The sequence below is a fragment of the Citrobacter sp. Cpo071 genome, assembly GCF_030332765.1.
Lineage (GTDB): Bacteria > Pseudomonadota > Gammaproteobacteria > Enterobacterales > Enterobacteriaceae > Citrobacter > Citrobacter portucalensis.
The window spans coordinates 121,238-132,977 of sequence record NZ_JAOWHE010000086.1 but is presented as its reverse complement, the minus strand read 5'-3'; the positions used below and the strand labels follow the sequence as shown (position 1 = coordinate 132,977).

Below are 11,740 nucleotides of genomic sequence, written 5' to 3'. Positions count from 1 at the left end.
TGTAAATAGACCCGTTTTAGTTCCAGGCATTTTTTGAGACCCCGGCCAAATGATTGTGTTGCCGATATTCCTCCGGCGTCATATTGTTCAGTGATTCATGCGGGCGTTCACAGTTATATTCTGACACCCATCTTTCCGTGATTTCCCGCACTTCATTCAGCGTTCTGAACAGATAAAAATCGAGTATTTCTGTACGGTATGTTCGGTTAAAGCGCTCAATAAAAGCGTTCTGCGTCGGCTTACCCGGCTGAATAAATTCCAGTTTTACTGCATGTTGCTCTGCCCATTCAGCCAGTGCAAGTGAGATAAATTCCGGACCATTATCCATGCGTAGCATGACCGGATAGCCGCGATTTGCCGCGATCCTGTCGAGTACACGGACCACGCGCAAAGCTGGCAGATTCAGATCGATTTCAATCGACAATGCCTCACGGTTAAAGTCATCAACGACATTGAACGTGCGAAAACGACGGCCACAGACCAGAGCATCATGCATAAAATCGACAGACCAGCTCTGGTTCAGCGCTTCCGGTGTGGCCAGTGGCGAGGGATTACGCACCGGCAACCGTTGTTTGCCTTTACGGCGAAAATTCAGCTTCAGCAGACAATAAATACGATGGATCCTTTTGTGATTCCACGGGTATCCCTGCCGCCGCAGAACCTGGAAAAGTTTTGGAAAACCATACCGTGGGTATCGCTCTGCCACTGCCTGCAACGCGACAATAACGGGTTCGTCCCGCGTGATATCCGGACGGTAATGGTAAACTGTTCTGCTCAGGTTCAGACTCCGGCAGGCCTGACGGATACTGAGTCCAAATGTCGTTATCAGATGAGTGACCAGCTCACGCTTAAAGGCTGGTTTTAAAGCTTTTTTTCGATAACGTCTTTCAGCGCCCGGTTCTCAAGGCTCAGGTCGGCAAACATCTGTTTGAGACGCCGATTCTCGTCCTCAATATCCTTGATCTTTTTAATATCAGAAGCCTCCATGCCGCCGTATCTGGACTTCCAGTTGTAGTAGGTGGCTTCAGAGATACCGGCCTCCCGGCAGACATCTTTAACGGTTCGTCCGGCTTCAACCGATTTAATTACGGCAATGATCTGATGCTCAGTAAAACGGGCTTTACGCATAGCGATCTCCTTTGTTGGCAGAGTGATTATGCCGGCGGATCTCTAAATGTGAATGGCACGATTATGCGGGATACTTACAGTGGCGACTGGCTCACCTGATCTGCACCCATTTTATTAATGAACGGCAAAGTTAGTAATAACACCACCCGACCATTAGAAAAACTGAGAACATCTGCTTTTCGCTCACAGCGGACCTTAAGCTCAGTTATCTTGTCCGCTGAGTGCCAAAACCGGACGTTGCTGACACCAATAAGTAAAACATTTTTCGTGATACCACTCATGCTATTTGTCCTGGCTCCGAATATGCTCCAGTCATAATCAGGAATAACCGGTTTCAGTCTTGACAATGAGATAGGGGACATCGAACCTTGCGCTGCTACAAAGCTAAGTAACACAGGATTTAATTTAAACACAATATTTTCCTCAAATGAAAAATATAATTGCGTGCCACAGTAATTCGCTTTGCAGGAAGTTAAGCTGCTTATATAAATTGTTTAAAAAATTTAATTCTTGGCATCTGGCGTAATGAACATCTACGTAATGCGAAAGAAAAATCTAGTTAGGGGTTTGGGTTAGGGAATTGTGAGATAGGAGGTGGGGTTTAGGGATTTTGCTATATAAGGAATTGAATAGAATGGCTCTAAATATTAAGAGCCATCACAACACAAAGCACGCTACATTAAAAAAATAAAATTAGCCATCATCTTGAATAGCACAAATACAATTTGCTAGCCGTGTCGGTTTTAAAAGTCGATAAGCATATTTCTCTTTTAAACTCTGAATATGCCCTACCAATGTGTATTCACTACGTCTTGATAAGTTACTTTTTAAATCGGATTCAACTTTAGTATAGTCTTTCACAAAAGCATTGTTTGGTGACTCAATCATAGCTTCTATAATATCAGCCAGCCCTTTAAAACCCATTTTTAAATTATCTAGATCGACGACATTTAACTCTTCAATGGCTAGCGTCAAGTCAGAACTTATATCTGTTACACTATCACCTTGAAAAGCGACAACCCATTGCCCATGAGCAATTCTATTCCTGAGTGTGCTTGGCGTTTTCACATAGTCAATGATTAATTCTTTAATATAAATCTCAGCAGAAGATAATTGAACAGAATTGAATGTTGGTGCTGATAAAACTTTAGCCTTAGCTAGTTTTAAGCATCTACGCCATTTAGCTTCCATTCCTTTTATGTTTTTTATATCCTCTATTTCGCTTAATTCAAAACCATAAGGTGTATGAATTAATTTTGAGAATAACGCTTCAGTCCAGGCAGAATAAATTAGCGAAAGAGTTTTCGTATGGATTCTTGCCTCAGTATCTCGATCATTTTTTAAGGCAAGATTCAAACTAATCTTAGCGATGCGCCAAGCGCGATCCAATTCTTTTACGTTCTTTGTTTGGGATTGGAACACGATAAGTTGTTGGGCTCTATCCATAACGCGCCTTAGGATGAAATTTACGACTCACAAGTATGGAAAAAACACTTAGAAAATATTTTTTCCATACCTGGAATTGAACCAGGAACCTCCTTCAAACCTCAATAGATGCAGATTTAAAGGCGCTCTACCAAATTTGAGCTATATGGGCATAGGCATGATTACAAGCATGTTAAGTTTTGTCAAGTTTTTTGTCAGCAACCCAATGTTCAGCCATATAATGGCTGTAATCGACTAATGCATGAGTAGGAAATTCAGACTGATAGCTATCATCAAAGCTATAAAATAAAGCTAGCTGTGCTGATCTGCTTCCTGTTGTTTAATACGCCACGTTTTAAGTAATAACTTCATCATACTGCGAATGTCTTCTCCTCGCTCTAAACAGACCTTCAGAAAAGCGATATAAAGTACTGCCTTTTACACTTCAATTCCTTTCTGTTTCAGCTCTTTTCTAATCACACGTTTAATCCAGGCTGCCAACGATTCATCGCCATCTTGCCGTTGTGCTTCTTCCATCGCTTTTCGTAGTTCCGGATCCAGACGGAATTGAAACGGGGGATTGCCTCTTCTTTCGTTCATGTGTGTTGACACCTTAATTACACAAGAGTAGTGTGAGTATGTGTGATGACACATTACTCTCACACACCAAAAATGACAACGCCCCGAAAGTGCGGGAACACGATCAGGGCGTCTTACCACAACATTATACGAGGTAATGCTATGGCTGATGCTAATAGTACCACTAACGCCTGTTTTGCGTCTTCTTCTCCCATTCCGCAAGCCGATCTGCTTTATTTCTCACTCGCCGAGGCGTTCCGCCATCTTGATTGTAGCCATCTCACTACCGAAGAAAATCTGGCGCTATCGTTTGGCTGTGAAGAGGCGCTGGCAGGGTTGTACCAGACGCTGAATTTTATGGGCGAAAGCCTGCTGACCATGGGGGGTGAAGGTCAGGAACATTTTGCGTATGAGAGCATATGCCAGTTAGGACACAGTCTGGTCAACATCAGCCAATTGATTCCCGCGCTGGCGCAGTTGGAAGCGAAAGCTGACCAGCAACTGTTCGCTGTTGCATAGTACCTAAAATAGACAGAGCGCCCACCCCTGGCGCTCTGTTCCTGCTTCTTTACCCCGCCCGCGCAAATTCTGCCGCTTCGGCGATTAGCGCGTCATCCGGGCGTACGCCGGTGTACATGGCGAACTGCTCTACGGCCTGTAAGGCAATCACCTCTGCACCGCTGATGGTCTTTTTACCTAATTGCTGTGCCAGTTTGATTACCGGTGTTTCCGGCGGCAGGGCGACGACGTCAAACACCACGCTGGCGGCAGCGACCATTGCTTCGCTGTAGGCCAGTTCATCGCTCTCTTTACCGCCAGCCATGCCGACTGGCGTCACGTTGACCAGAATATCGCAGGTAATCCCTTCCGGCTGCGGTTGCCACTGGAAACCGTACTGTTTTGCCAGCGCCGGACCGCTCTCCCGGTTACGGGCGGCGACGATCACATCGCGAAAACCGGCATCGCGAAATGCAGCAATGACCGCTTTACCCATTCCACCGCTGCCGCGGATCATGACGCGTGCGTGGTTATCAAGCTGGTGGCTGGTAATCAGGCTTTTTACCGCAATGTAGTCGGTGTTAAATCCTGTCAGCGTACCGTTGTCATTGACGATGGTGTTAACGGAGTCAATGACTTTTGCGGAAGGATCGATGGCATCCAGAAACGGCATGCAGCTCTCTTTAAACGGCATAGAGACCGCACAGCCGCGAATCCCGAGTGCGCGAACGCCTTTGACTGCGGCCTCAATATCCTGCGTAGTAAAGGCTTTGTAGATAAAATTTAACCCTAATTTTTCATACAGATAGTTATGAAAGCGTGTGCCAAAGTTGCCGGGACGACCGGCAAGCGACATACACAACTGGGTGTCGCGGTTAATCATGTTAAATTTCCTCGGCGTGAGACAATATGTACTGTTCGGCTTCCTGCGACCAGATCCCCTGATGACGCTCCAGGATAGCGCGCAAGGCCGGATCGTCAATCTGGGTGAGCGCAGTTAACGGCAATGCTTTTCCGGTGTAAACCAGTTTTTTACCTCCACCGACCTGCGGCAGTTCCAGCGTTGTTTCACCTGCCGCATTCAATCCCAGAATGTGCGTCACCACTTTTGCCGCCTGAACTTTCTTCTCTTCGATCAGTTTTACCGCCGTGCGCATGTCGTCGGTATTGCCGCCAGATGTCCCAACATAATGGGTGAAGGCATAGTGCACGTCGTAGAAGTTAATCGGCGCGCTAAACTGCTTATCCTGCGGACCGGCAAAGAAGTTCATGCAACCATCGGCAGCCAGCAAAGAAGAGGCCAGCGTAACCAACTGTTCGTTGGGCACAAACACAAAGATGTCATCAAACCCGTGCCCGCCGCTCAACGCCATCAAGGTGTCATAACCTGCATCCTGGGCGTGGAGATAATGGATCAACGTTTGTGGTTCTGATGGATAGTGCTTGCGGGCGTAGCTCAGCTTGTCGTTATTGGTGTCGGTCACCACCAGCAGCGCCGGGTTAACCGGACCATGCAGCGCGTAGTCGATCGCCAGTAGTCCCATCGGCCCGGTGCCGCCGAGTATCAGTGTACGCCCCTGCGGACGAATGCCCATCTTGTGGTTATACGTGCCTTCCTGTAGGTGATAGTTGGCGTTGAATGCGCCAATCACGCAGGACAGCGGCTCAACCAACGAGCCTTCAAAATAGGTTTCACCTTCGTAGGCTAACAGGCAGTCCTGCTCCATGACTTCATCTGGAATGATGACGTGCGTGGCTTCACCACCTACCCACGGGAAGGAGTAGCCGGGGCAGTCCGGGCGATCCGGCAGTTGCAGGTTAGCCTGAATGACATAGCGCTGGCCGGGCTGAAACTTATGCTGCCATTTTTTGCCTACGGCAATGATATCGCCGCAAAACTCGTGACCGATGATGATCGGGTTGGTAGCCACATCGTCCGGCACCTTTTTGTGGTTCTCGCCCTGGTTAGCCTCTTTCCAGGAAGAAAGGCACAGGCTGTCGGTTACGACTGAGGCCAGAATTTCATCGTCCTGCATTTCAGGAAGATCGAAGGTTTCCAGGCGCAGATCGCGTTTACCATAAAGGCGTAAAGCTGTTGTTGTTTGCATTGTTACCACCTCTTCCTCTTTCGAGGACTATTTGTTGAAGTAGCCCCGGCATCGCCGGGGCGAAAAAATCAGGACAGGAAGCCCAGCGCGTTACCGATAATTCCCAGCGCAAACAGGGCGAAGATCAGCCATACCGGGTTAATTTTCTTGTTGAGCAGACGCACCATCAGCAGCGTCAGACCCAGCGCCAGCAGGCCGGGGCAGAGTTGGTCGAGAATGTTCTGCACGGTCATGGTGACGGTGGTGCCGTCTGCGCCAGGCGTTTGCGATACCACCAGCGGCACGTTGATGCTGGTCCATTTAGTGACCAACACCCCCATGACAAACAGGCCGAGAATCGATGCGCCTTCGGTCAGTTTCTGCAGCAGGTTGCCGCCCATGTCGCTGACGATATTGACCCCTTTACGAAAGCCAAGCTGTAAGCCGTACCACTTCATGGCAAGACGTACTGCATTGAAAATAAAGAAGAACAATAGTGGGCCGAGAATGTTTCCGGACAGCGCCAGCGATGCGCCGAGCGCGGCGGTAATCGGGCGCAATGTTCCCCAGACCAACGGGTCGCCAACACCGGCCAGCGGGCCCATCAGCCCAACTTTGATGCCGTTGATGGCACCGTCGTCAATTTCCGCACCATTGGCACGAGCTTCTTCCATCGCGGCGGTCACGCCAATCACCGGGCCGCACACGGCAGGCGTGGTGTTGAAAAACACCAGGTGGCGTTTGAGTGCCGCAACCTGGTCCTCTTTCAGCGGATACAGGCGCTTGATGGCAGGGATCATGTCGTAGCAAAAGCCCAGCCCATGAATGCGTTCAAAGTTAAATGACGCCTGTTGCAGGTTGGAGCGAACAAACATGCTAAACAGGTCGGATTTGGTCAGTTTTTTCTGTTCCATGGCTGGCTCCATTAGTCATCAAGCTGATCGAGAGCTTGAGAAGAGGCGGGTTGCACCTGCGGTTCGGCTTTACGCCACTGTGGGTTCAACTGGATGTAGACCAGCGCGATAATCACACCAACCCCACCGAAAGCCAGCAGGCTCAAATCGAGATAACCCCCAGCGATAAACCCGAGGAAGAAGAAGGGCATCAGGTACTTCACGCCCATCATGCGCAGCACCATGGCGTAGCCGACCACCACGATAAAGCCACCGGCAATCTGCAATCCGCGGGTGACGAATTCCGGAATGGCGTTGAGCATATTGCTGACCATATCGGCGCTGACAAACAGCGAGACGATTAATGCAGGGATGGCAACGCGCAGCGCCTGTACGCCGAGAGCGGAAACGTGCAGCATGTCGATGGTGCGAAAGCGGGCGTCTTCGGCTGCTTTATCCGCCGCGTGCTGGAACACCACGGTGATGGTACGGGCGAATACCGTCAGCACCTGACCTGCCGCCGCCACCGGCAGGGCGATGGCGATACCGGTAGCAATGCTTTGCTGACCGACGATAACCAGAATGGCGGAGATAATACTGGCGAGCGCCGAATCGGGAGACTGCGCTGCGCCGACGTTCATCCAGCCAAGGGCGATTAACTCCAGTGTGCCGCCGAGCATAATCCCGGTTTTTAAATCACCGAGGATCAGGCCGATAACGGTACAAGCAATTAGCGGACGGTGGGTCTGGAACTCATCCAGCACGCTGCCTATTCCGGCAATACAGGAAAATAGGAATATGGCGATAATTTGTAGGGTACTTATTTCCATAATATGTCACCTTGTGAATGTGATCATCCCTGCCTGTTAAAGCATAAGTACACAGGCATTTTTATTTATTCAGCGAACGATTGTTCTTCTATTTTTTCGAGAATATTAATAGATGGATCGGATGCGACAACGCGTAAATCCAGCGTAACACCCAGTTTATCTAACTCACGAAACGCATTAATGTCGTCGCTGTCTAAAGAAACGGCTTTGGTTAATTGTTTTTTACCTGGTCTCCAGGCCATGCCGCCAATATTTAACGTGGCAATTTTTACCCCTTGTTTTACCATTGCTAATGCATCCTGTGGGCGGGTAAATAGATAAAAAACGGTTTCGCTCTGATATTGCGGGTTATGGTAAACAGCGACCGCCTTTTCGATATTAACGACGTTCACTTTCATTCCCGGTGGGGCGGCCTGACGTAATAATGTGCGACGTACTTCATCGTTATAAACGTCGTCATTACAGATAATAATCCGTTGGGCATTCGCCACCTTCGACCAGACGGTGGTGACCTGACCGTGGATCAGGCGGTCATCAATACGAGCAAGGGTAATGTTCATCAGAAATCCTCTTCGGCCGTTTCCAGATGCTTCCAGACGACACAGGTTTGTTGAGCAATGGTCGTCAGGTGTTCGCACAGTTCATCCACATTCATACTGCTTTGGTTGTCTACCAGTTCCAGCGCCAACGGCAGTGATAACCCGCTAATGACCCGTATCGCCGGATTGTGCATCGCCAGCGTCGCGGCAGCATTCCAGGGACTGCCACACTGTAAATCGACGGCAATCAGCCATTCATCTCCAGTGTGAATGCTTACTAACTTTTTTAGCTTTTCCACAATGTCGCTGGCGTTCTCTCCGGGAACAAATGCCACGGCTTCAACGTTGGCATCACCGTAGACCATCTGTACCGATTCCAGCATGGCGCAGGCCAGTTTGCCGTGAGCACAGAAGATTGCATTGACCATAAAACCTCCTTAGCCGCGCGTTTTTCCGCCCGCAATGTTAGTGGTTACTCCGGTGATGTAACTGGCGCGCTCAGATAAAAGATAACAAACAAAATCAGCGACTTCGCTTAAGCGCCCTGATCGACCAATCGGGATCGCGTTCTTGGTGTAGCCCTCGCGCAGCTGTTCGACGGTGATGTTGCGGGTCCAGGCCAGCGCTTCTTCATACTCGGGGGTCCGCAGTCCGGTTTTTTCCAGAATGCCAGGCGCAATACCAACCACGCGGATGCCGTGTTTGCCCAACTCTTTCGACCAGGAACGGGTAAAACTATTCAATGCGGCTTTGGTCGCGGCGTAACAGCTTTGACCTTCAGAACCTTCCAGTCCGCTTTCGGAAGAGACATTCACAATCACGCCGTTACGCTGTTTTATCATTTGGCGTGCCGCTGCCTGCGACATTAAGAACACACCTTTCTGGTTGATATTAACCATTTTTTCGAAAGCAGCTTCGTTGAGTTCGTATTGCCCGGCGGGTGCTTTTTCATCGACCAGCAGACGCGGAAAATTAACGCCAGCATTATTTACCAGCCCATCAATACGTCCGTAGCGTTGGATAATTTCAGCGACAGTATGATTAACCTCTTTGGCACTGGAAATATCCGTTGGCCAGAAATGATACCCGTCATGGCTATCGTATTTACCTTCTCCACCATGAATATCTGCCATTTGTACATTAGCGCCTTGCGCTAATAACTCTTCGACAATCGCCAGACCAATTCCGGATGCACCACCGGTAACAATAATGACTTTGCCCTGCAAGTTTAACCACGTTTGCATAATAAACTCCCGATTCAGATAAGGGGATCCCACATAAAATTAATTATGGCAGGACCAATTAGAATTTATTTACTTCAACAATAATTCAGCGGTATGGCTGTTGGTAACTAAACAGTTAATATAATTCCCACGTAATGCGCCTAATATCCCACTGTATTTTTCTTCACCCATTGCAATGCCAATGGAGTAACGCGCCTGTTTTAATTTATTGGTTTCGATGGAGAGCGTCTTTTCACTCATATTGGTCTCTACGGTTACACCGTTGATATCGTAAAAGCGCGAGCAAATGTCTCCGGCAACCTGGCGGGCATGCAGGTCATCACTCTCTTCACTGCCGTAAAAAGCGTGCCAGTTGGCGCCATCACGTATCGCCGGAGATCCAATCCCGACCAGCGCGATGTCCAGATTATCCCAGTACGCGGAAATCGATTTAAAATGTCGTGACTGCATGATCCCGTTACGGATCAGCGGGTTTTCCAGCAGTGCCGGGAAATCTGCCAGGTGTGATTCCCCTTTGAGCTTTGCCGCAGCGCCGTAGGTCAGCGTATTGACATGGTAGCGGCTTTCAAGCTTGCCGGATGGTCCGCCGATAATCGGCACACAGATCAGCTGGCGCGACTGGCTGGCAGGAGATAATCCTTCCACCAGTCCCCGTACCGCGCGGCCCCATGAGAACCCGATAATGTCCCCAGGTTCCAGTAAGCGTTCCAGCAACTGTGCGCCATGTACGCCCATCATATTAAGTTGTTCATCTTCCTGCTCGCTATCGCAGGAGACTACGACCGCCTCTTTCAGGCCAAATTTCTGTTTTAGCTGCTGTTCCAGCCACAGATTTTCGTTGTAGTCGTAATTAATGGCGATGGTGACGATACCCTGCTCACGTCCACGTTTTAGTAACCGGCTGATCGTGGTGCGATAAATACCCAGCTCGCGGGCGATTTGCGCTTGTGTCATATCCTGTTCGTAATACAGCTGCGCTATTTTTACGATCAGGCGGATATCATCGCTGTTTTCCGTCGCCATTTTTGGACTCCTGCACATTTGTGCAAATCACGAAATTGCCTTCTTGATCTGATATAACCCCATCTGTTCTCCATCTCAAAGCTATTTCCACTTATTTCAGCGCCCTGAAATGACCGATTGTGTTGCACATTTGATGTGGTGATGGCGCGTTGTCGGCACAGATGTGCATACCTCTCTAATGTATTGATTCTGCTTGTTTTCACTCAACAAAATTGCGGGGATGGATCGCTGACACTTTTGTGTCAAAAGGTGTGACGGATCACAAATAGCGCGTGGACAGTCGAACACGATTATTTTTTATCGTCCGCAAGGTAGGGTATATTTCGCTGTCAAAGGAGAAACTATGCTGCCCGACTCATCTATCCGATTAAATAAATACATCAGTGAAAGCGGAATCTGCTCGCGTCGCGAGGCGGATCGCTTTATCGAACAAGGGAATGTCTTCCTGAATGGTAAACGCGCCACCATCGGCGATCAGGTGATGCCTGGCGACGTCGTAAAAGTAAATGGTCGGTTGATTGAGCCGCGTGAAGCGGAAGATCTGGTTTTTATCGCGCTGAATAAGCCGGTAGGGATTGTCAGCACCACCGAAGACAGCGAACGCGACAACATTGTTGATTTCGTGAATCACAGCAAGCGCGTGTTTCCAATTGGTCGTCTGGACAAAGATTCTCAGGGACTTATCTTTCTGACCAACCACGGCGACCTGGTGAATAAAATCCTGCGTGCCGGTAACGATCACGAAAAAGAATATCTGGTGACGGTCGATAAGCCGGTCACTGATGACTTTATCCGTGGTATGGGGGCCGGTGTGCCCATTCTCGGTACCGTCACCAAAAAATGTAAGGTGAAGAAAGAAGCGCCGTTTGTGTTTCGTATTACGCTGATTCAGGGGCTTAACCGTCAGATCCGTCGTATGTGCGAACACTTTGGCTATGAAGTTACCAAGCTTGAGCGTACGCGTATCATGAACGTTGGTTTGTCTGGTCTGCCGCTTGGTGAATGGCGCGACCTGACAGATGACGAACTGATCGATCTGTTCAAGCTGATTGAGAACTCGTCCTCAGAAGCCAAACCGAAGGCGAAAGCGAAGCCAAAAACCGCAGGCATTAAGCGTCCGGTGGTGAAAATCGAAAAATCAGCGGAGAAAGAGAAATCGCGCCCGGCGGCAAACGGTAAGCGTTTTACTTCGCCGGGACGTAAGAAGAAGGGACGTTAACGTCTGCCGCGCGTCGGCGTATTTGCTGACCAGGAAAACGATGCTTCAGCATCCGGTTTATAGGCCTGCTTTTTCTTCAACTGGCGGGCTTTTTTAGCTTCTGCTTCGCGCAAGGCCATCAGTTTATCGATGTACTCTTTCTTGATGCTGTTGGTCTCTGCGTTGGTCAGCAGACGACCATGTGCAATGCGCGCGCGGTCGAGCAGCGTTTTCAGTTCACGCTGTTCGCGCTCGGTCATCTCTTTTTGGGTAATGCGGGGGAGTGCCATAAGGGT

Annotated in this window: 15 protein-coding genes; 2 read left to right on the top strand and 13 right to left on the bottom strand. The window is 49.1% G+C overall.

Going from position 1 to position 11,740, the window contains the following annotated elements; genetic code table 11:
* Positions 1-16: 16 nt before the first annotated feature.
* The 4 genes from OGY09_RS22945 to OGY09_RS22930 form a co-directional block, all read right to left on the bottom strand.
* A protein-coding gene (locus OGY09_RS22945; protein WP_115642877.1) for an IS3 family transposase occupies positions 17-1,128 on the bottom strand; the annotation gives its coding sequence in 2 pieces (ribosomal slippage) (positions 17-867 and positions 867-1,128; 1,113 coding nt in all).
* A gap of 74 nt (positions 1,129-1,202) precedes the next feature.
* Complete coding sequence (locus OGY09_RS22940) at positions 1,203-1,541, bottom strand: hypothetical protein (RefSeq protein ID WP_275399223.1); 339 nt, start codon at positions 1,539-1,541, stop codon at positions 1,203-1,205.
* A 280-nt stretch (positions 1,542-1,821) separates the two neighbouring features.
* Complete coding sequence (locus OGY09_RS22935; protein WP_032942067.1) at positions 1,822-2,574, bottom strand: hypothetical protein; 753 nt, start codon at positions 2,572-2,574, stop codon at positions 1,822-1,824.
* A gap of 417 nt (positions 2,575-2,991) precedes the next feature.
* Positions 2,992-3,153, bottom strand: coding sequence for a phage protein (locus tag OGY09_RS22930; protein ID WP_003841416.1), 162 nt, complete (start codon positions 3,151-3,153; stop codon positions 2,992-2,994).
* Between the two features lie 141 nt (positions 3,154-3,294).
* Between OGY09_RS22930 and OGY09_RS22925 the strand changes: the two genes are divergently transcribed.
* Positions 3,295-3,651, top strand: coding sequence for a hypothetical protein (locus tag OGY09_RS22925; RefSeq protein WP_032942069.1), 357 nt, complete (start codon positions 3,295-3,297; stop codon positions 3,649-3,651).
* A gap of 49 nt (positions 3,652-3,700) precedes the next feature.
* Here OGY09_RS22925 and OGY09_RS22920 read toward each other — a convergent pair whose 3' ends face one another.
* From OGY09_RS22920 to OGY09_RS22885, 8 genes are all read right to left on the bottom strand, one after another.
* Positions 3,701-4,513, bottom strand: a complete 813-nt coding sequence (locus OGY09_RS22920; protein ID WP_032942070.1) for a shikimate 5-dehydrogenase — start codon at positions 4,511-4,513, stop codon at positions 3,701-3,703.
* A 1-nt stretch (position 4,514) separates the two neighbouring features.
* Positions 4,515-5,738, bottom strand: coding sequence for an L-sorbose 1-phosphate reductase (gene sorE / locus OGY09_RS22915; RefSeq protein ID WP_032942071.1), 1,224 nt, complete (start codon positions 5,736-5,738; stop codon positions 4,515-4,517).
* 68 nt (positions 5,739-5,806) lie between these two features.
* On the bottom strand, positions 5,807-6,631 hold the full coding sequence (locus OGY09_RS22910) for a PTS system mannose/fructose/sorbose family transporter subunit IID (protein WP_003031641.1): 825 nt from the start codon (positions 6,629-6,631) through the stop codon (positions 5,807-5,809).
* An 11-nt stretch (positions 6,632-6,642) separates the two neighbouring features.
* Complete coding sequence (locus tag OGY09_RS22905) at positions 6,643-7,440, bottom strand: PTS mannose/fructose/sorbose transporter subunit IIC (RefSeq protein WP_032942073.1); 798 nt, start codon at positions 7,438-7,440, stop codon at positions 6,643-6,645.
* A gap of 65 nt (positions 7,441-7,505) precedes the next feature.
* A complete protein-coding gene (locus tag OGY09_RS22900) occupies positions 7,506-8,000 on the bottom strand; it encodes a PTS sugar transporter subunit IIB (RefSeq protein ID WP_032942075.1) in 495 nt (164 codons plus the stop codon).
* Complete coding sequence (locus tag OGY09_RS22895) at positions 8,000-8,407, bottom strand: mannose/fructose/sorbose PTS transporter subunit IIA (protein WP_003031647.1); 408 nt, start codon at positions 8,405-8,407, stop codon at positions 8,000-8,002. The genes OGY09_RS22900 and OGY09_RS22895 overlap by 1 nt, the downstream gene beginning before the upstream one ends.
* Positions 8,408-8,416: 9 nt before the next feature.
* On the bottom strand, positions 8,417-9,223 hold the full coding sequence (locus OGY09_RS22890; RefSeq protein WP_032942076.1) for an SDR family oxidoreductase: 807 nt from the start codon (positions 9,221-9,223) through the stop codon (positions 8,417-8,419).
* A 69-nt stretch (positions 9,224-9,292) separates the two neighbouring features.
* Complete coding sequence (locus OGY09_RS22885; RefSeq protein WP_032942077.1) at positions 9,293-10,246, bottom strand: sugar-binding transcriptional regulator; 954 nt, start codon at positions 10,244-10,246, stop codon at positions 9,293-9,295.
* A 343-nt stretch (positions 10,247-10,589) separates the two neighbouring features.
* On the opposite strand from OGY09_RS22885, the gene rluF reads away from it, so the two are divergent.
* Positions 10,590-11,465 carry a 23S rRNA pseudouridine(2604) synthase RluF gene (gene rluF, locus OGY09_RS22880; protein ID WP_008786901.1) on the top strand — a complete coding sequence of 292 codons (876 nt, stop codon included), beginning with the start codon at positions 10,590-10,592 and terminating at the stop codon, positions 11,463-11,465.
* On the opposite strand, the gene OGY09_RS22875 is transcribed toward rluF, so the two are convergent.
* Entirely contained in the window at positions 11,462-11,734 is a 273-nt protein-coding gene (locus OGY09_RS22875) for a YjbD family protein (RefSeq protein WP_003826541.1), read from the bottom strand. The two genes, rluF and OGY09_RS22875, sit on opposite strands and share 4 nt — an antisense overlap.
* Positions 11,735-11,740 lie beyond the last annotated feature (6 nt).